We start from the raw sequence: 18,826 nt of genomic DNA, 5'->3' as shown, positions 1-18,826 counted from the left end.
CCGCGGCTCAGCGGGCGGCGGCGAGCGGCACGGTATGCGTCAGGCGCCGGCCTTGGCGGCGCGCTTCGCGGCGCGGCGCTGGAAGCGCTCCACACGTCCACCGGTGTCGACGAGCTTCTGTCTGCCGGTGTAGAACGGGTGGCACGCCGAGCAGATCTCGACGTTGATCGTCGGCTCCACAGAGCGGGTCGTGAACGTGTTGCCGCACGTGCAGCGGACGTGCGACTCGACGTAGTTGGGGTGGATGTCGGGCTTCATGGTCCGTCCAGTGTAGCCGGGCAGGTCGCGACGAGGCTGTTGTTGGTCTCGCGCGCCTCGTCGATCAGGTTGGAGGGATCGGCGAGGAAGCTCGGCGCCGGCTCGGCGCCGCCGCACGGCGGGCCCCAGAAGACGAGGTCGGCGCTCTCCGACGGCGCCAGCTTGCGGACGGTGCGCGTCGGCGAGGAGAAGGTCGCCGCGACCTGCACGCCGGTGGCGGCGGCGCGGCCGACGTTGCGGACCGTGACGATGTAGCGCGCGCTCGTCTGGCCGGGCAGGAGGGGGTCGGCGACCGCTCTCGTCAGCACGAGGTCGGGCCGCAGGTCGGGCTCCCGGCAGGTCGCCGTGTTGACGACGGCCTCCGCGACCGGGCGGCCGTTCGCGTCGCTCCAGCGGAAGGTCACTCTGAAGCGGTACGCGTACGGGACGGCGAGCCGCCCGACCGCCTGGCGGTAGCGGTAGACGTCGGCGGCGCGGCTGCCGATCGACGAATCGCTCGGGCTGGTCCACTCGCTCAGCCCGGGGACGTCGGCGCGCAGCGCCCAGCGGCCGCCGCCGAGCGGGCGCTGATACAGGGCGACGCGCAGCGACAGTCTTCTGCCCGCGGCGGTCGGCCGCATGACGGCGCTGACCGTCGCGGTGCGGCTCGCCGTCTGCGGCGACCGTCTGCACTGGAGCAGCCGCGCCGAGTAGGCCGGCTTGGAGCCGCTCTTGGATGGGGGCGGCGGGATCGCCCGGGTTCTCTTCGCCGTCGTCCCGGCGGTCGCCGCCGACGCCGCGGTCGCCGGGATGCCGGCGGCCAGCGCGAGGGTCAGCAAGGCCGGGAGGACGCGCGTGATCGTGCCTGCGCGTCTCATGGTGACCGCTATAACCACGCCCGGCGAGAGAAGTTGCGTGGATGTGACCGTGTTCACACCCCACCGCAGGTGACGACGGCCGGAGCGACGGGGGCCGCGCGCGCCGGCGGCGCGCACGGCCCTCAGGAGGGTTCGCTCAGGTGATCGTGTAGAGCGGCCCGTCGCCGCCCTCGGGGGTCGTGAGGCGACCGCCCTTCGCCGTGATCGCACCGCACTGCACGCAGTTGGTGTAGTTGACGATCACGTCGACGTTGCCGCTCTCCGGCGCGTCCTCGGGGATCTCGTAGACGCCGGCGGGGCACATCCACTTCCACGTCTCCGCCACCTCGCGCGGGACGTTTCTGCGCACGCGGATGTGGTTGGGCGCGTCGTCGCGGGTCGCGTTGCCGGTGATGAAGACCGACGAGAGCTTGTCGAACGTGTATCTGTTGTCCGGTCTCGGGTAGATCTCGGCGGTCTTGCCGATGAACATCCCCTTCTCGTCGTTCTTGTGCCACTTCAGACGGCCCGGGGGCAGCTTGCCCTTCGACAGGATCGACATGCCGATCGCCGGACCGGCCTTGATCATGCCCTGCTGGAGCGGCTGGCGGGCGTTGCGGACCTCGTACAGCTCTCTGCCGGTGATCGAGTTCTCGATCTTCTCCTCGTAGATCTCGATCGAGTCCTCGCCGGCCTTCAGCGCGTCGTAGATCACCTCGCCGGCGATCTTGCCGGAGTTGATGCAGTGGTGGACGCCCTTCAGCGCCATCGTGTCGACCATGCCGGCGGCGTCGCCGACCAGCAGCGCGCCCGGCATCGACAGCTTCGGCATCGACCAGTAGCCGCCGCCCGGCAGCGCCTTCGCGCCCCACGCGACGCGCTCGCCGCCCTCGAGGATCCCTCTCACCAGCGGGTGCAGCTTGAACAGCTGGAGCATGTCGTGGACCGACGTCGTCGCGTCGGCGTACTCCAGCTCCATCACGAAGCCGATCGAGACGAGGTCGTCGCCGGTTCTCTCGTCCTTCATCGGGTAGATCCACGTGCCGCCGACCTGGCCGTACTTCGACGACAGCTTCAGCGGCCACGGGCCCATCGTGTGGATCAGGCGGTCGAGCGGTCTCGGGACCTTCCAGACCTCCTTGACGCCCAGCTCCCACACCTGCGGCTCGCGGTCCCTGTCGAGGTCGAACTCGCGGATCGCGGCGCCGGTGAGCGAGCCCCAGCAGCCCTCGGCGAGGATCACGTATCTCGCCTTGATGTCGGTGCCCGGCTCGAAGTTGCCGAGCGGCTGACCGTCCTTGCCGCGGCCCTTGTCGCCGGAGCGGACGCCGACGACGCGGCCCTCGTCGACGATCAGCTGGGTCGCGGAGGTCTCGGTGAGGATGTAGGCGCCCTGCTCCTCGGCGATCCGCTGCTGGTAGCGGGCGAGCGCCGCGACCGAGATCACCTCGTTGCCGTGGTTCTTGAAGTTCGGCGGCGTCGGGATCCGCACCTTCGCCTTGCTCGTCGGCGTGAGGTAGACGGCCTCCTTGGTCACCTCGCCGAAGGCGAAGCCCTCCTTGCGCCAGTCCTCCCGGGTCATGTCCGGGTACAGCTCCTGGAGCGGCTCGGGGCGGACGACCGCGCCCGAGAGGGTGTGGCCGCCGCAGGTCTTCGCCTTCTCGAGCACGGCGACGGGAACCTCGCCGAGGCTCTCCATCAGCTCCGGATCGTCGGCCAGCAGCTGCAACAGCCGGTTCGCGGCCGCGAGACCTGCCGTGCCGCCTCCGACGATCGCGACGCCGACCTCGATCAGCTCGTCCTCGGGATCGAGGCCGCGCTTGATGAACTCTCTCGGCGAGTCGACCGGCGGCGGATACGCCGCCGGGACGACCCGGCCGTTGCTGCTGCCGGCCATTCGATCAACCGCCCTTCTTGGCCTTCACGGCCTCCGTCAGCTTCGGCAGGATCTTGTTCAGGTCCCCGACGATGCCGAGGTCGCTGAACTCGAAGATCGGAGCGTTCGCGTCCTTGTTGATCGCGACGATGTGCTCCGAGGCCTGCATGCCGACCTTGTGCTGGATCGCGCCGGAGATGCCGGCCGCGAGGTAGAGCTTCGGCGCGACCGACTTGCCGGTCTGGCCGATCTGGGCCGCGTACGGGTACCAGCCGGCGTCGACGACCGCGCGCGTCGCGGCGACGGCGCCGCCGAGCACGCCCGCGAGGTCCTCGCACAGCTGGAAGCCCTCGGCCTTGCCGAGGCCGCGGCCGCCGGCGACGAGGACGTCGGCGTCCTCGATGTTGACGTCCGCGCCGCGCTGCTCGCCGCGCTGGACCATCGTCGCCTGGTTGGACCACGGCGAGTAGTCGACCTGGACGTCGACGACCTCGGCCGCGCCGCCGCCGGTCTCCTTGACCTCGAAGGCGTTGATGCGGCCGATGATGATCCCGAGGTCGCCCTTGTAGTGGGAGCGCGAGATCTGCGAGTCGCCGAGGATCGGGCGCTCGGCGATCAGCTTGCCACCCTCGACGACGACGTTGGTGACCTCCATCGTGACGCCGGCGTTGCGACGCGCGGCGAGGCCGGCGCCGATCTCGAAGCCGAGCAGGCCGCCGCCGAAGATCACGTAGTTGTGGCCGTTGTCGGCGATGACCTTGTCGATCACGTCGATGACCGGCTGCGCGAGGCCCTCGGCGCCCTCGGCGCGGTAGACCTTCTTCGCACCGTAGCTGCCGAGCGTGCCGAGCAGCTCGTTCGTCAGGTCGCCGCCGCCGACGACGACGGCGTCGCAGTCGACGCCGAGCTCACCGGCGAGCTTCGCGCCCTCCGAGACGGCACCGAGCGAGTTCTTGTTGAGCGCGCCCTCGTAATGCAGGACGTAGACGAGAATCCCGCCCATCTCAGATCAGCTTCCTTTCGTCCAGCCACGCGACGATCTGCTCGACGGTCGCGTCCGTGTCCTCGTCCTCGATGATCGTGCCGGCGGCCTTCGCGGGCGGCGCCTTGAACTCGCCGCACTGCACGCGCGAGCCGTCCCCGCCGACCAGCGAGGCGTCGATGCCGGCGTCGGCCGCCGAGGCGGTCTCCAGCGGCTTCTTCTTCGCGCCCATGATCGCCTTCAGCGACGGGTAGCGCGGCTCGTTGATCGCGTCGCCGACCGAGATCACGGCCGGAAGCGAGACCTGGACGGTGTCGTAGCCGTACTCGGCCTGGCGCTCGCAGCGCAGGCCGCCGTCGACGACGTCGAGCTTGATCACCTGGGTCAGCGACGGCGCCTTCAGGTGCTCGGCGACGACCGCGCCGATCGTGTAGCACTCGCCGTCGTCGGACTGCTGCCCGAGCAGGACGACGTCGGGCTGCTCCTTCTCGAGCGCCTTCGCGAGCGCGTAGCCCGTCGCGGCGACGTCAGAGCCGGCGAGCGCGGCGTCGGTCAGGTGGATCGAGCGGTCGGCGCCGAGCGAGACGGCCTTGTGGAGCGCGCGCACGGCGGACTCCGGGCCCATCGTCACGGCGACGATCTCGTCGACCTGGAGGGCGCCGCCCTCCTTCAGCTGCATCGCAGCCTCGATGGCGTGCGTGTCGTACGGGTTGAGGTTCTTCTCCCCGCTGCGGTCCATCCGCCCCGTCGAGGGGTCGATGCGCTTCTCGACGGCGGCGTCCGGCACCTCTTTGACCAGGACGCAAATCTTCAACTCGGGTGCCTCCTCAGAAAGAGCCAAACGAACGTTCGTGGCGATGTGATGCGCGGCATGATACCTCCGTTGACTGACCAGTCAATCGCATGGGTGGCCGTGCGACACCGCATGCGCCCCGCCTGAGCGGGACGGGACCCGTCAGCTTGCGCGGACCGCGCCGCGGATGAAGTCGATGATGTCCTGCGTCGGCGCACCCGGCGTGAAGACCTCGGAGACGCCGACTTCCTTGAGCTGGGGGATGTCGTCGGCCGGGATCGTCCCGCCGACGCAGACCAGCACGTCGTCGACGTCCTGCTCGCGCAGCAGCTCGACGACGCGCGGCACCAGCGTCATGTGCGCGCCCGAGAGGATCGACAGCCCGACGGCGTCGGCGTCCTCCTGGATCACGGTCTCGACGATCTGCTCCGGCGTCTGGTGCAGACCGGTGTAGATCACCTCCATGCCGGCGTCGCGGAGGGCGCGGGCGATGATCTTCGCTCCGCGGTCGTGGCCGTCCAGCCCGGGCTTGGCGACGACGACGCGGATCTTTCGCTCTGTTGTTGAGGACATCTCGGTGTCCGCGCACCGGGTTGGGGACGACGGCGTCGCGGCGGGGCGAATAGTAGGGAAGCCCCGCCGCGAAGGAGTGCAGTAGGTAAGCGCGCGCTCAGGCGGCCAGCCGCCGGGCCAGCTCGACCAGCAGCCGCACGCCGTAGCCCGAGCCCCCCGACGGCGTCGGCTGGCGGCCGGTGTCGTTGGCCGTGCCGGCGATGTCGAGATGCGCCCACGGGACCTCGCCGACGAACCGGCGGAGGAACTCGCCGGCCGTGATCGAGGCCGCCTTGCGGTTCTCGGTCGAGTTGACGACGTCGGCGTAGCGGCCCTTGATCGCGTCGGCGTAGTCGGAGTGCAGCGGCAGCCGCCAGACGAGCTCGCCGCTGGCGCGCCCGGCCGCCTCGACCGCCGCCGCCCACTCGTCGTCGTTGGCGATCAGGCCGGCGTGGCTGGCGCCGAAGGTCGTGACGATCGCGCCGGTCAGCGTCGCCACGTCGACGATCCGCTGCGCGCCGTGGTTGACCGCGTGCGCGAGGCAGTCGGCGAGCACGAGACGGCCCTCGGCGTCGGTGTTGACGACCTCGATCGTCGTGCCGTTGGAGGCGCGCACGATGTCGCCGGGCTTGACGGCGCGCCCGCTCGGCATGTTCTCGGTCGCGCCGATCACGCCGAGCACGCGGATCGGCAGCCGCAGCCGCGCGATCGCGCCGATCGCCTCCAGCACGGCGGCGCCGCCCGACATGTCGAACTTCATCTCCGACATTCTCATCGCCGGCTTGATCGAGATGCCGCCGGTGTCGAACGTCACCGCCTTGCCGACGAGCGCCAGCAGCGGGCCGGCCGAGTCGGCGCCGGGGCCGTCGTATCTCAGCTCGATCAGGCGCGCATCCTGCTCGGAGCCGCGCGCGACGGCGGCGAAGGCGCCCATCCCGAGCGCGCCGATCTCCTCCTCGCCGCGCACCTCCAGCGACAGGCCGTCGGCCTCGGCGACCAGCTCCTGGGCGCGGTGGGCGAGCCGCTCGGGAGTCAGCTCGTTGCTCGGCGTGTTCTGCAGGTCGCGCGCGCGGTTCTGGGCCGCGGCGACGACGGCCGCGGCCTCGACGGTGGCGTCGATCGGATGGTGAGCGCTGACGACGAGCCGCTCGAGCGCGCCGTCCTCCTCCGGGTGGTTGCGGTAGCGGTCGAAGCGGTAGCCGGCGAGCACCGTCCCCTCGACCAGCGCGGCGACGCGCGTGTCGTCGAGGTGGTGGGGCACCTCCCAGCAGAGCGCGGCGGCGCTCAGCTCGCGTGCCCGCGCGTGGACGGCGGCCGCCGCGACGCGGGCGCGGTCGCCGTCGAAGCGGGCGCGGTCGCCGAGGCCGACGACGATCCAGCGGCGTCCCTCGGCGTGGGCGACGGCGAGGTGCTTGAAGGCGCGACGGGCCTCCCCGGAGTCCAACAGGCGCTGGAGCGTGCCGTCGGCGACGTCGTGGGCGATGTCCTCGCCGTCGAAGACCCCGACCGCGATCGTGTCCGCGCCGCTCTCCAGCGGCGCCTTCGTCGTGGCCTCGATGTTCATCGGGCCAGCCTACGTGCTTCGCATTGCGAGTTCCACGGCGGCCAGCCGGCCCTGCGCAGCGGTCGCGGGAGCTCGCGACCCGCATCGTCGTTGCTGCCCGCGGGCTGCACGACGCCGAGCGAGCCGGCCGATCGGCGTCCGTCGGCGCTGACGCGCTCTACGATCGGATCACGGCCGTCGCACGGCTGGAGCCCTTCACCCCGGAACGGAGATCACCCGATGCCCAGAACCGTGATCCTCAGCGCCGCGCGCACGCCGATCGGCAAGCTCGGCGGCGGCCTCTCGTCGCTCGACGCCACCGAGCTCGGCGGCATCGCGATCAAGGCGGCGCTCGAGCGCGCCGACGTCGCCCCCGAGCAGATCGAGCACGTCGTGATGGGCCAGGTCCTGCAGGCCGGCCAGGGGCAGATCCCCTCGCGCCAGGCGCAGATCAAGGGCGGCATCCCGAAGGAGGTCTCCTCGGAGACGATCAACAAGGTCTGCGCCTCCGGCGTGCGCGCCGCCGGCATCCTCGACGCGGCGATCCGCGCCGGCGACGTCGAGGTCGCGGTCGCGGGCGGCATGGAGTCGATGAGCAACGCGCCGTACCTGCTGAAGGGCGCCCGCTTCGGCTACCGCATGGGCGACGGCAAGGCGCTCGACGCGATGATCAACGACGGCCTCACCAACCCGTTCAGCGGCAAGCACATGGCCCACGAGGCGAGCGAGGTCGCCGCCGAGCTGGAGATGACCCGCGCCGACATGGACCGCTGGGCCGTCCGCTCGCACGAGCTGGCGCTGAAGGCGACCGACGAGGGCCGTCTGCCGGAGGAGATCGTCCCGGTGACGGTCAAGGGTCGCAAGGGCGACACCGTCGTCGAGACCGACGAGGCGCCGCGCCCCGGCACGACGCTGGAGGCGCTCGCCGCGCTGAAGCCGATCTTCGTCAAGGACGGCACCCACACCGCCGGCAACGCCCCCGGCGTCAACGACGGCGCCGGCGCGCTCGTGCTCGCCTCCAGCGACTGGGCGCAGGCCAACGGCAAGAGGCCGATCGCGACGATCGTCGGCCAGGCGCAGATCGCCGAGGAGTTCGCCTACCTCGCGAGAACGCCGGCGAACGCCGCCTTCGCCGCGCTGAAGAAGGCCGGCCTCTCGCCCGCGGACGTCGACCTGTGGGAGATCAACGAGGCGTTCGCCTCTGTCACCCTCAACTCGATCCGCATGCTCGGCATCGATGAGGACAAGGTCAACGTCAACGGCGGCGCGGTCGCGCTCGGCCACCCGATCGGCGCCTCCGGCGCCCGCATACTCGGCTCGCTGGCGCTCGAGCTGCAGCGCCGCGGCGGCGGCATCGGCGTCGCCGCGATCTGCTCGGGCGGCGGCCAGGGCGACGCCGTCATCCTGGAGGTCCCGAAGTCCTGACCCAGCCGCCCGACAGCGGCTCCGCGCCCGCCGGGGCGGGCGCGGACGAGGGCGGCGCCGGGCGCGGCGCCGCCTTCTTCGACCTCGACCGGACGCTGATGGCCGGCTCCTCCGCGTTCGAGTTCGCGCGCGCCTCCTACCGGCAGGGGATCCTGACCCGCCGCCAGCTCGCCGCCGGCGCGTGGGCGAACGTGAAGTTCCGCCTCCAGGGCTCGACCGACGCCGGCACCGACGCCGTCCGCGCCCAGATCTTCGACCTGATGCGCGACGTGCCGGTCCGCGACGTCATGCGGCTCGGGCCCGAGGTGCTCGCCGGGATCCTGCCGCGCGTCTACCCGCAGATGCTGCGCGTCGCCTACGAGCACCAGGACGCCGGCCGCCCGGTCTACATCGTCACCGCCGCGGCGCACGAGCTGGCGGAGGTGCTGGCGCAGGTGCTGACGTTCGACGGCGGGCTCGGCGCCAGATCGGAGATCGCCGACGGCCGCTACACCGGCCGCCCGGACGGGCCCTTCACCTACCGCGAGGGCAAGGCCGAGGCGATCCGCGCCCTCGCCGCCCGCGAGGGGATCGACCTCGCCGCCTCCTGGGCCTACTCGGACTCCGAGTCGGACCTGCCGATGCTGCGCGTCGTCGGCCATCCGGTGGCGGTCAACCCGGACGCCGAGCTGGGGCGGGTCGCGCGCGAGGAGGGCTGGCAGGTGCTGCGCTTCGAGCGGCTCGGCAGGCGGCTCGCGCTCGCCGGCACGGCGGTCGCGGCGGTCGCGATCGGCGGTGCCGGCAGCCTGATGGTCGGCCGACGGCGCGGCGCGCCGCCCGCTCCCCCGCCGTCGCGCGTTCGCTGGCTGCGCTGAGCGGACGCTCAGCCGTCGTGCTGGCGTTCGACCGCGCCCGCGTTGCGGGCGAGGATCTCGGTCGCGGCGCTGGCCGGGTCCAGGCGCCGCTCGCAGACCTCGTCGAGCAGCTCCTGCACGCCGGCGTCGTCGCGGATCGACGCCTCCAGCTGGCGGCGCATCCGCGCCGTCGCGATCGCGACGACCTCGTTCATCAGGTTGCGGCGGCGGCGCTCCAGCAGCGTGCCCTCGGCCTGGATGTACGCGCGATGCTCCTCCAGCTTCTCGGCCAGCTCGTCGATCCCGATCCCGAAGGCCGCCTGCGTCTTGACGATCGGCACGCGCCAGCCCTTCTGCGGGCCGAGCGACAGGACGCCGCGGATCTCGCGCACCATCGTGTCGGTCAGCGGGTGGTCGGCCTTGTTGACGACGATCACGTCGGGGATCTCCATCACGCCGGCCTTCAGCGCCTGGATCGAGTCGCCCGAGCCGGGCATCAGCGCCAGCACGACCGTGTCGGCGTGGTCGATCACGTCGACCTCCGCCTGGCCGACGCCGACCGTCTCGACGAAGACGACGTCGCGGCCGGCGGCGTCCATCAGCAGCGCGCCCTGCAGCGCCGCCTCCGACAGCCCGCCGAGCGCGCCGCGGTTGGCCATCGAGCGGATGAAGACGCCCGCGTCGAGGAAGTGCTCGGTGAGGCGGATGCGATCGCCGAGCAGCGCGCCCTGCGTGAACGGCGACGAGGGGTCGATCGACAGCACGCCGACCGTCCGCCCGCGTGCGCGCTCGGCTCTCGTCAGCGCGCCGAGCAGCGTCGACTTGCCGACGCCGGGCGGGCCGGTGAAGCCGACGACCGCCGCTCTGCCCGTGTGCGGGTAGATCTCCCTGACCAGCTCCCAGCCCTCGGGGCGGTCGTCCTCGACCAAGGTGATCGCGCGCGCCAGCGCGCGCTTGTCGCCCGCGAGCAGCCGCTGGGCGAGCGTCCGTTCATCCTGCGCCATGCGACGGCGGATCATCGCAGGAGCCGCGCGCGGACGGACCCGATCGGCGCCCCGCCCCATTAGCATCCCGGCGATGGAGCCCGTCATGGCGCCGACCGACGTCGACGTTCCCGTCTTCGAGCTGCGAGGAGAGCCGCCGCCGCTGTCCGGCGGGCCGCGCGCGCTGCTGCGGTTCGTGCGCCGCAACGGCATGCTCAACCACCGCTACGCCGTGCTCTTCCTGCGGCTGGCGTGGCTGAAGCTGCGGTGGCGCGGACGGCTCCAGACCGACGGCATCGCCTTCGTCTGCCCCGGCGTCAGATTCGAGATCGGCAGGGACGCGAAGGTCGTGCTCGGCCGCTGGTCGTGGCTCGGCCACGGCACGAAGGTGCGCGCGCACGAGGGCGAGGTGCGAATCGGCGCCAAGTCGGTGCTCGGCCAGGAGTGCACGATCTCCAGCTACCAGCACGTCTCGATCGGCCGCGAGTGCATCATCGCCGACCGCGTGATGCTGATCGACTTCGACCACGGCGTCGTCGAGGTCGAGCGGCCGATCCGACTTCAGGGGATCTACAAGCGCGACGTGCGCGTCGGCAACAACGTCTGGATCGGCTACGGCGCGGCGCTGCTGCGCGGCGTCACGGTCGGCGACAACGCGATCGTCGGGACCAGCTCGGTCGTCACGCGCGACGTCGCCGACGACGCCGTCGTGGTGGGCGCCCCGGCGCGCGAGATCCGCCGTCGCGAGGCGCCGAGGAGGATGCGGTGGGCATGAGCGGCGCGGGCGAGGAGCACGGCGTCGCGATCGCGCTGCGGGGCGTCGTCAAGAGATTCGGCGCGCTGACCGCGGTCGCCGGGCTCGACCTCGAGGTCCCGAGCGGCATCTGCCTCGGCCTGCTGGGTCCGAACGGCGCCGGCAAGTCGACGACGATGCGGATGCTGACCTCGCAGACGATCCCGACCGAGGGCGCGATCGAGGTGCTCGGCTACCAGCTGCCGGAGAGCTCCAAGCAGGCGCGCGCCGAGATGGGCGTCGTGCCGCAGCTCGACAACCTCGACGTCGAGCTGACCTGCCGCCAGATCCTGACCGTCTTCGCACGGCTCTACCGCGTGCCGAAGGGCGATCGCGCCGCCGCCGTGCGGCGGGCGCTGGAGATCGCGAACCTCGTCGACCGCGCCGACACGCGCGTCGACCTGCTCTCCGGCGGCATGCGCCGGCGGCTGCTGATCGCGCGCGGCCTCGTCCACCGGCCGCGCCTGGTGCTGCTCGACGAGCCGACCGTCGGGCTCGACCCGCAGGTGCGCCAGGAGCTGTGGTCGCTGATCGACAACCTCCGCAGCGAGGGCACCACCGTGCTGATGTCGACCCACTACATCGAGGAGGCCGAGCGGCTCGCCGACACCGTCGCGGTCATGTCGAGAGGCCGCATCGTCACGCAGGGCCGCCCTGCCGAGCTCGTGCTGGAGCACGCCGGCCGCGAGGCCCACGAGGTCTACGGCTCGCCCGCGAGGCTCGCCGAGCTGCGCGAGCAGGCCGCGCGCGAGGGCTGGGTCACGCGCCGCTCCGGGCCGGCGCTCGCGATCCTCCACGCCGAGCGCCACAACGGCGGGCTGCCCGACGGCGAGCGCCGCGCCGCGACGCTCGAGGACGCCTTCGTGACGCTGACCGGGGAGGAGATCGAGTGAAAAGCTGCGCCCAGAGGGCTTGCCTTCCATTGGGAGAACTCGCCTGGCGGCTCATTCTCCCGGCTGCTTGGGAGGCCGGCGCATGAGCGTCGCAGCGCCGCCGCGGCCGAAGCGCCGTCGCCGGATGCGGCGGATCGAGCCGACCGCCCTGCTCGGGGTGATGAGCCGCGACGCGACGATCTTCACGCGCTACTGGAAGACGACGACCTTCTCCTCGGTCGTCGACCCGACGATCTACCTGCTCGCCTTCGGCTTCGGCTTCGGCGCGCTCGTCTCGAGCGTCAACGGGCTCGACTACAAGGAGTACATCGGCACCGGCATCGTCGCCACGGCGGTCCTCTTCTCCTCCGCCTTCCCGGCGATGTACGGGACCTTCATCAAGTACCGCTTCCAGAGAACGTACGACGCCTTCCTCGCCGCGCCGGTCGACGTCGACGAGATCGCCACCTCCGAGATCCTCTGGATCGGGCTGCGCGCCGGCGTCTACGGCAACGCGCCGCTGCTGGTCGCGATCGCCTTCGGGCTGTCGCCGAAATGGACGGCGCTGCTGGTCCCGATCGTCTGCTTCGTGACCGGCGCGGGCTTCGCCGCCTTCGGCGTCGCGATCGCCGCGATCGCCGGCTCGATCGACAACTTCAACTACGTCCAGAGCGGCCTGCTGACGCCGCTGTTCCTGATCGCCGGCACCTTCTTCCCGATCGACGGGCTGCCCGACGCGATCCAGGCGATCGCGCAGGTCAACCCGCTCTACCACTGCGTCCAGCTCGTGCGCGACCTGGTCGTGATGGGCATCGACCCGCTGCCCGACCTCGGCCACCTCGCCTTCCTGATCGCCTTCGGCGTCGCGATGTGGCGGCTGGCGATCTGGCGGCTGCGCGTACGGCTGATCGACTGAGGCGGCCGTCAGCGGGCGGCGCGGACCGGCAGGCGGGCGCTGCGGACGCCGCGCCGCAGCAGCGCCGCCAGCTCGGCGTACTGCTCCTCGCGCGCCGAGGAGGCCCGCCAGGCGAGCCCGACGCGGCGGCGGGGCGGCGGGTCGCCGGCCAGTCTCGCCGTCGCGACCCTCGCGCGGCGCGCCTCGACCCGCAAGGCGGTCGCCGGGACGACCGTGACGCCGAGCCCGCCGGCGACGAGCTGGACGATCGTCGGCAGCGAGATCGCGTTCGCCGCCGCCCCCGCGCCGCGCGCCGCGGCCTGCTCGCCGCAGAGCGCGAGCGTCTGATCGCGCAGGCAGTGGCCGGGCTCCAGCAGCAGCAGGCCGGCCTCGCCGACCGCCTCGGGCGCGAGGCCGGTCTGCCCGGCCCAGGCGTGGCCGGACGGGACGAGCACGACCAGCTCCTCGTCGTAGAGCGGCAGCTCGCGCAGGTCGCTCTCCTCCAGCGGCAGCGCCAGCACCGCGGCGTCGACCTCGCCGGCGCGCAGCGCCGCGACGAGCGGCTCGGTCTGCTCCTCGTGGACGGCAAGCTCCAGCTCCGGCGCCTCGCGCGCCGCGCACGACAGCAGCGCCGGCAGCAGGTACGGCGCGACCGTCGGTATCAGGCCGAGCCGCAGCGGCCCGGACAGCAGCCCGCCGGCTCCGGCCGCCTCCTCGGCGAAGGCGTCGGCGGCCGCGACGGCGGCGCGCGCATGCGCCAGCAGCCGCCGCCCGACGGCGGTCACGACGACATGCCGGGTGCTGCGCTCGACCAGCTGGGCGCCGGCGTTGGCCTCCAGCGCCGCGACCGCCTGCGAGAGCGTCGACTGGCCGATCCCGAGCCGCTCCGCCGCACGTCCGAAGTGACGCATCTCACAGACCGCCACGAAGGCGCGCAACTGCGCCAGCGTCGGCGCGGATCTCCCGTGTTTGCGGGAGATCTGGGCAGTTCGATCGGTCATCGCGAACACACTGTGACGGATTGGCCGATTTCTCAGCTCAGCGCCGCTCTCATACGGTTGCCCGCAGTCGTATCCCCCTTCGATTCGAACCAGTTGGAGCACGCATGCTGACCATCGGTGACCAGTTCCCCGCCTACGAGCTGACGGCCGTCATCCCCGGCGATCTCTCCTCCGTCGACGCCAAGCAGCCGGAGGACTACTTCACGACGGTGAGCAGCCAGAACGTCGGCGAGGACCGCTGGCGGGTCGTCTTCTTCTGGCCGAAGGACTTCACCTTCGTCTGCCCGACCGAGATCGCCGCCTTCGGCCGCCTCGCCGAGGAGTTCGACGACCGCGACTGCGACGTGATCGGCGTCTCGACCGACTCGGAGTTCGTCCACTACGCGTGGCGCCGCGACCACGAGGACCTGCGCGACCTCGCGATCCCGATGGCCTCCGACCTCAAGCGCGAGCTGACGAGCGCGCTCGGCGTCCTCAACGCCGACGGCGTCGCCGACCGCGCGACCTTCCTCGTCGACCCGAACAACGAGATCCAGTTCGCGATGGTCACGGCCGGCTCGGTCGGCCGCAACGTCGACGAGGTCCTGCGCGTGCTCGACGCGCTCCAGAGCGACGAGCTGTGCGCCTGCAACTGGAAGAAGGGCGAGGCGACGATCGACGCCGGCGCCCTGATGAGCGCCGCCTGATGGCGCTCGAGACGCTGCGCGGGTCGCTGCCCGCCTACGCGAAGGACCTGAAGCTCAACATCGGCTCGGTCACCTCCAGCTCGACGCTCTCCGAGCAGCAGCTGTGGGGGACCGTGCTCGCCAGCGCCGCCGCGACCCGCTCGCAGCGGACGCTGGCCGAGCTGGCCGAGGAGGCGCGCGAGCACCTCTCCGAGGAGGCGTTCGACGCGGCGCTCGGCGCGGCCTCGATCATGGGGATGAACAACGTCTTCTACCGCGCCAAGCACCTGCTGCACGGCGCCTACGACGACCTGCGCGCCTCCCTGCGGATGCAGATCATCGGCAAGCCCGGGGTCGACAGAGTCGACTTCGAGCTGTGGTCGCTGGCCGTCTCCTCGATCAACGGCTGCGGCGCCTGCCTCGAGTCGCACGAGCAGGTCGTGCGCGAGGCCGGCCTGACGCGCGAGCAGGTCTTCGACGCGCTGCGCGTCGCGGCGGTCGTCGCCGGCGTCGCGCAGGCGGTCGAGATCGACGCGACGCTCGGCGCCGCGTCGCTCGCCTGAGGACGCTCACGGTGGAGCGGCGCCCGCGGGTGCCGCTCCGCCGCTCGCTCCGCCGCTCCGCCGCGCCCGCGCCTCAGACCGCGAGCGGGCCGCGGCGCAGCTCGCCGAGCTCGCCGTAGACCGCGACGGTCTGGCGCGCGATGTCGGCCCAGTCGAAGCGCAGCACGTGCTCGCTCGCCTCGGCGATCAGGCGGTCGCGCAGCGCGCCGTCCGACAGCACCCGCTCCATCATCGTCGCGAGCGACCGCGGGTCGCGCGAGCGGAAGCGGAGGCCGACCTCCTCGTTCGGGACGACCTCGCGCAGGCCGCCGGTGTCGGCGACGATCGTCGGGCAGCCGGAGGCCATCGCCTCCAGCGCGACGAGCCCGAACGGCTCGTAGATCGACGGCACGACCGTCAGGTCGGCGATGCGGTAGAGCGAGTGGAGCACGTCGTCGCCGATCCACCCCATGAAGGTGCCGTGATCGAGCAGCCCGAGCGCTTCGGCCTGCTCCCTCAGCTCGGTCTCGGCGGTGCCGGAGCCGGCGACGAGGAAGCGCACGTCGCCGAGCCGCTCGATCACCCCCGGGAGCGCCTCGAGCGCGATCTGGAAGCCCTTCTCGTAGACGAGCCGCCCGACCAGGAGGACCAGCCGCTCGTGCGGCGCCGCGAAGCGGGCGCGCAGCGCGTCGAGGTCCTCGACCGGCTGCAGGTCGAGCGGGTCGATCCCGTTCGGGATCACCGCGACGCGCTGGTCGTCGAGGCCGTAGATGTCGCTGACGTGGTCGCGCATGTAGTGCGAGCAGGTGATGACGGCGTCGGCCCGGTTGGCCATCCACGTCTCGACGCCGTGGATGTGCGACTGCGGATGCTTGTCGACCCAGCCCTGGTGACGGCCGTACTCCGTCGCGTGGATCGTCACGACCCACGGGCAGCGCAGCCTGCGCGACAGCTCCTCGCCGGCCGTCGCGACGAGCCAGTCGTGGCCGTGGACGAGGTCGAACGACATCCGCGCGCCGAGCTCGATGCCGGCGGCGACCATGTCGCCGTTCATCTGCTCGATCCAGCTGAGGAACTCGTCGAGGTCGGCCGGCTTGCGCGGCTCGCTGACGCGATGGACGTGGACGCCCACCATCTCCTGCTCGATCGGGCTGACGCCGTCGCCGCGCGTCAGCACGTGGACCTCGACGTCGCGCTGCACCAGCTGCTCGGAGAGCTTGCGCACGTGCCGCGCGAGACCGCCCTCGATCAGCGGCGGGTACTCCCAGGACAGGATGAGGATGCGGGTCGCGGCCATGGGGGCTGGCTCGCCGGCCAACCTGACCGGACGCGCGGAGTCTAGTGGAGCCGTGAAGGGTTGGCGCCGGGCATCTCAGCGCGCCAGGTGCGGCGCGAGGGCGCGCGCGGGCAGCGACCGCTGGCGCCCGTCGTTCACGTCAGCGAAACAGGAGGACGCTGGACCGCTGTGCGATCGCATCGGACACGGTGATTCCGCCTCGCCACCGTCCGTTGTCGCGATACCGGAACTGCAGTCTCTCGAGACGATCGCCGAACCGGGTCTTCAGCTCTTCGTACCGCGAGCTCACGTGGATGCTCTCGACGTGCCCGAGGCAGTAGCCGTATGTGGCAAGTGGGAACAGCATCGCGGAACACAAGACGTCGCTCATCTGGATCCCCACCGCGCACTGGCTGTGAGCAAAGGTGGGGATCTCGACCACGCGACCGTAGGGGTCTCCCGCGATCCTGTTCTTCTGCGTGAACACGGAATGCGCAACGGGGACGTTGAGCACCTCTTTGCGATTGTCGGTGATCACGATTCCGACGCTGTCCTGCTCAACCATGTACCGCTGGTGGTACTCGCAGATTCTCTGGATCGACGAGGTATAGACCGGCCTTCCGCGGAACTCCCTGCCTATCCCTTTGATCCACACCCGCCCCAGGATCCGCGCCTCGTGACGTTCCAGAATCGACACGAAGGTGTCGAGCACGCCGATCGCATGCCGTCGTTTCCGTCGACTCGTGCTGCGGACGCTTCCTCGCAGGCGGTTGCCTTTGATCTCCTCCAAGACTCCATCGAGCGCGAGTCCACTGCGAGGCGCCAGTTCAGGAAAGAAGTGCCGCTTGAGTTCGAGATAGTCGCTCGTCAGGCCTCGCAGCCTGTCGTGAGCAACGACGATGCCAGCGATGACCAGAACCGGCTGGATCGGTGACGAAGCGGTCGGCAGCCGCCCAGTGCATCCGGCCTCGTCCACGTAACAGATGTGCATTCCCTGGCCCCGAAAACAACTACGACCACAGTGACTGTGGTCGTAGGATTGCCGCCCGGTGCACCGGTTCGGCGACATGTCATGTCTGACCCGGTCAGAATATCAGTCGAGCCAGCTCAGCGCGCCAGGTACGGGGCGAGGGCGCGGACGGTGCCGTCGCCCTCCTCGCCGGCCAGCGCCGCCTCCAGCGCGGCGGCGTGGCCGGCGGAGCGCTCGCGCGGATAGGGGCCCGACAGCTCGCGGGTGACCTGGAAGGCCCAGTCGCTCGCCTGGAGCGCCAGCAGCTCGCGCAGCGCGCGCGGCCCCGGCCGACGGGGGCCGGCGAGCGTGCGCAGCTCCAGCGCGCGCAGCCGCCAGGCGATATCGGCGACCTGCGGGCCGTCCCAGGTGGAGAGGTCGCGCGGGGTGCCCCAGGTGGTCGTCGGCAGCTCGCGCGGCTGGCCGGCGGGCCGGGCCGCCGCGCGGGCGGCGGCGGCAGCCGGGGCGGCTGCGAGCGCGTCGGTGACCGGGATCGGCGGATGGCGCTCCAGCGCGTCGTCGAGGTGGGCGATCGCGAGGCCCTGGCGCTCGGCCTCCTCCAGCACCGCGACGAGCCAGTCGACGCCCTCGTACCACCAGTGGCCGAGCAGCTCGGTGTCGATCGCGCAGACCGCCAGCGCCGGGCGGCCCAGCTCCGCGGCGCCGGCGTCGAGGCGGGCGATCGTGCGGGCGACGAAGTCCGCGGCGTCGACGCGCACCTGCGCCCGCGCGGCGGCCGGATCGTAGGTCCCGCCGGCGTTGTTCCAGACGCGGTGGTGATGGACCGTGAAGGCGTGGTAGTCGCGGTACAGGCCGTGCGCCGGGTAGCCGGCGTCGCTCCAGACCAGCTCGATCGTCGCGCGGTCGATCGGCACGAGCAGCGGGCCGTCGGCGCTCTGGAGCGGCGTCAGCTGGGCGGCGGCGCCGCGGCCGAGCACGTCGGTCAGGTCGACGCAGGTCGCGTGGACGCCGGCCTCCTGCAGCAGCGGGTCGAGCCACGGCGCGTGGGCGCACTCGGGCAGCCAGAAGCCGCCGCGCCATTCGCGGGCGGGGGCGGCGCCGGGCCGTGCCGTCGCCGGGGCGGTGCCGACCGCGGAGGCGCCGGCGTGCGCGGCGGCGCCGGACGCGGCCGCGCCGGCGCGCCCGGCGCCGGACGTCGGGACGACCGTCCCGTCGAAGCGGGCGCGGTGCGATGCGATGCCGGTGTCGAGCTGGAGGCGCACGCCGGCGTCGGTCGCCAGCAGCGGCAGGACGGCGTGGGTCGCCGACGAGGTCCAGGCAGCGTGCGGCGCGAACGCCGACAGCAGGTCTCCCCCGAGCGCCGCGGTCCGCGCCAGCGCGCGCTCGTAGTCGCCGGCCGCCCGCTCCAGCTCGCGCGCCCACGCCTCCTTGCCGCCCGCTCGGCAGCCCTCGACGTCGAGCCGGTGGGTCTCGCGCCGCACGTCGCGCAGGAAGGCGGCGAAGCGGTCGGCGACGCCGGGCGCGGCGAGCTGGTCGGCGAGCACCGGCGTCAGCGACACCGTCACGTTGCCGCCGCCGTGGGCGTCGAGCGCGTCGAGCAGCGGCAGGTAGCAGGTCGCGATCGCCTCCCACAGCCACTCCTCGCCGAACGGCCACGTCCCGTAGCCCTCGACGTAGGGCATGTGCGTGTGGAGGACGAGCGCCAGCTCGCCGCGGTCGGCCCCGGTCATG

Annotated in this window: 19 protein-coding genes; 7 read left to right on the top strand and 12 right to left on the bottom strand. The window is 72.1% G+C overall.

From position 1 onward, the window contains the following. Positions 1-39: 39 nt before the first annotated feature. The 7 genes from rpmE to BDZ31_RS19855 all read right to left on the bottom strand — a co-directional run bounded on the left by rpmE (position 40) and on the right by BDZ31_RS19855 (position 6,861). Positions 40-258 (bottom strand): 50S ribosomal protein L31, encoded by a 219-nt coding sequence (rpmE, locus tag BDZ31_RS19885; RefSeq protein WP_183344417.1) that lies wholly within the window; start codon positions 256-258, stop codon positions 40-42. Next, a complete protein-coding gene (locus BDZ31_RS19880) occupies positions 255-1,115 on the bottom strand; it encodes a CARDB domain-containing protein (RefSeq protein ID WP_183344416.1) in 861 nt (286 codons plus the stop codon). Before BDZ31_RS19880 ends, rpmE begins: the two co-directional genes overlap by 4 nt. A 136-nt stretch (positions 1,116-1,251) precedes the next feature. Next, positions 1,252-2,991: an electron transfer flavoprotein-ubiquinone oxidoreductase gene (locus BDZ31_RS19875; RefSeq protein ID WP_183344415.1), complete on the bottom strand. Its 1,740-nt coding sequence runs from the start codon at positions 2,989-2,991 to the stop codon at positions 1,252-1,254. Between the two features lie 4 nt (positions 2,992-2,995). Beyond that, positions 2,996-3,973 (bottom strand): electron transfer flavoprotein subunit alpha/FixB family protein, encoded by a 978-nt coding sequence (locus BDZ31_RS19870; RefSeq protein ID WP_183344414.1) that lies wholly within the window; start codon positions 3,971-3,973, stop codon positions 2,996-2,998. Position 3,974: 1 nt separating this feature from the next. Next, a complete protein-coding gene (locus tag BDZ31_RS19865) occupies positions 3,975-4,766 on the bottom strand; it encodes an electron transfer flavoprotein subunit beta/FixA family protein (RefSeq protein ID WP_183344413.1) in 792 nt (263 codons plus the stop codon). Between the two features lie 141 nt (positions 4,767-4,907). Beyond that, entirely contained in the window at positions 4,908-5,318 is a 411-nt protein-coding gene (icmB, locus tag BDZ31_RS19860) for a coenzyme B12-dependent isobutyryl CoA mutase small subunit (RefSeq protein WP_183344412.1), read from the bottom strand. Between the two features lie 97 nt (positions 5,319-5,415). Then, entirely contained in the window at positions 5,416-6,861 is a 1,446-nt protein-coding gene (locus tag BDZ31_RS19855) for a leucyl aminopeptidase family protein (protein WP_183344411.1), read from the bottom strand. 219 nt (positions 6,862-7,080) lie between these two features. On the opposite strand from BDZ31_RS19855, the gene BDZ31_RS19850 reads away from it, so the two are divergent. Beyond that, positions 7,081-8,265, top strand: coding sequence for an acetyl-CoA C-acetyltransferase (locus tag BDZ31_RS19850; RefSeq protein WP_183344410.1), 1,185 nt, complete (start codon positions 7,081-7,083; stop codon positions 8,263-8,265). Continuing rightward, the gene (locus tag BDZ31_RS19845; protein WP_343075650.1) at positions 8,211-9,119 is read left to right on the top strand and encodes an HAD family hydrolase; all 909 of its coding nucleotides are present in this window, start codon (positions 8,211-8,213) and stop codon (positions 9,117-9,119) included. The genes BDZ31_RS19850 and BDZ31_RS19845 overlap by 55 nt, the downstream gene beginning before the upstream one ends. An 8-nt stretch (positions 9,120-9,127) precedes the next feature. Here the strand turns inward: BDZ31_RS19845 and meaB are convergent, their stop codons facing one another. Beyond that, the gene (meaB, locus tag BDZ31_RS19840; RefSeq protein WP_183344409.1) at positions 9,128-10,102 is read right to left on the bottom strand and encodes a methylmalonyl Co-A mutase-associated GTPase MeaB; all 975 of its coding nucleotides are present in this window, start codon (positions 10,100-10,102) and stop codon (positions 9,128-9,130) included. A gap of 73 nt (positions 10,103-10,175) precedes the next feature. Between meaB and BDZ31_RS19835 the strand changes: the two genes are divergently transcribed. The 3 genes from BDZ31_RS19835 to BDZ31_RS19825 all read left to right on the top strand — a co-directional run bounded on the left by BDZ31_RS19835 (position 10,176) and on the right by BDZ31_RS19825 (position 12,662). After that, positions 10,176-10,856: an acyltransferase gene (locus tag BDZ31_RS19835; RefSeq protein ID WP_246345600.1), complete on the top strand. Its 681-nt coding sequence runs from the start codon at positions 10,176-10,178 to the stop codon at positions 10,854-10,856. Next, on the top strand, positions 10,853-11,767 hold the full coding sequence (locus tag BDZ31_RS19830) for an ABC transporter ATP-binding protein (RefSeq protein ID WP_183344407.1): 915 nt from the start codon (positions 10,853-10,855) through the stop codon (positions 11,765-11,767). The genes BDZ31_RS19835 and BDZ31_RS19830 overlap by 4 nt, the downstream gene beginning before the upstream one ends. 82 nt (positions 11,768-11,849) lie before the next feature. Beyond that, positions 11,850-12,662, top strand: coding sequence for an ABC transporter permease (locus BDZ31_RS19825; RefSeq protein ID WP_183344405.1), 813 nt, complete (start codon positions 11,850-11,852; stop codon positions 12,660-12,662). A gap of 8 nt (positions 12,663-12,670) precedes the next feature. On the opposite strand, the gene BDZ31_RS19820 is transcribed toward BDZ31_RS19825, so the two are convergent. After that, positions 12,671-13,642: a hydrogen peroxide-inducible genes activator gene (locus BDZ31_RS19820; RefSeq protein ID WP_183344402.1), complete on the bottom strand. Its 972-nt coding sequence runs from the start codon at positions 13,640-13,642 to the stop codon at positions 12,671-12,673. Positions 13,643-13,746: 104 nt separating this feature from the next. On the opposite strand from BDZ31_RS19820, the gene BDZ31_RS19815 reads away from it, so the two are divergent. Beyond that, positions 13,747-14,328, top strand: a complete 582-nt coding sequence (locus BDZ31_RS19815; protein ID WP_183344400.1) for a peroxiredoxin — start codon at positions 13,747-13,749, stop codon at positions 14,326-14,328. Next, positions 14,328-14,870, top strand: coding sequence for an alkylhydroperoxidase, AhpD family (ahpD, locus tag BDZ31_RS19810; protein ID WP_183344399.1), 543 nt, complete (start codon positions 14,328-14,330; stop codon positions 14,868-14,870). The genes BDZ31_RS19815 and ahpD overlap by 1 nt, the downstream gene beginning before the upstream one ends. 73 nt (positions 14,871-14,943) lie before the next feature. On the opposite strand, the gene BDZ31_RS19805 is transcribed toward ahpD, so the two are convergent. From BDZ31_RS19805 to BDZ31_RS19795, 3 genes are all read right to left on the bottom strand, one after another. Further along, a complete protein-coding gene (locus BDZ31_RS19805; protein ID WP_183344398.1) occupies positions 14,944-16,146 on the bottom strand; it encodes a glycosyltransferase family 4 protein in 1,203 nt (400 codons plus the stop codon). A gap of 139 nt (positions 16,147-16,285) precedes the next feature. Then, the gene (locus BDZ31_RS19800) at positions 16,286-17,101 is read right to left on the bottom strand and encodes a DUF3800 domain-containing protein (RefSeq protein WP_221243205.1); all 816 of its coding nucleotides are present in this window, start codon (positions 17,099-17,101) and stop codon (positions 16,286-16,288) included. A 131-nt stretch (positions 17,102-17,232) separates the two neighbouring features. Continuing rightward, complete coding sequence (locus tag BDZ31_RS19795; protein WP_183344396.1) at positions 17,233-18,825, bottom strand: glycoside hydrolase family 57 protein; 1,593 nt, start codon at positions 18,823-18,825, stop codon at positions 17,233-17,235. Between the last annotated feature and the right edge of the window lies 1 nt (position 18,826).

Source organism: Conexibacter arvalis, from assembly GCF_014199525.1.
GTDB classification, from domain to species: Bacteria; Actinomycetota; Thermoleophilia; order Solirubrobacterales; family Solirubrobacteraceae; genus Conexibacter; species Conexibacter arvalis.
This window is presented reverse-complemented; position numbering and strand designations above follow the sequence as displayed.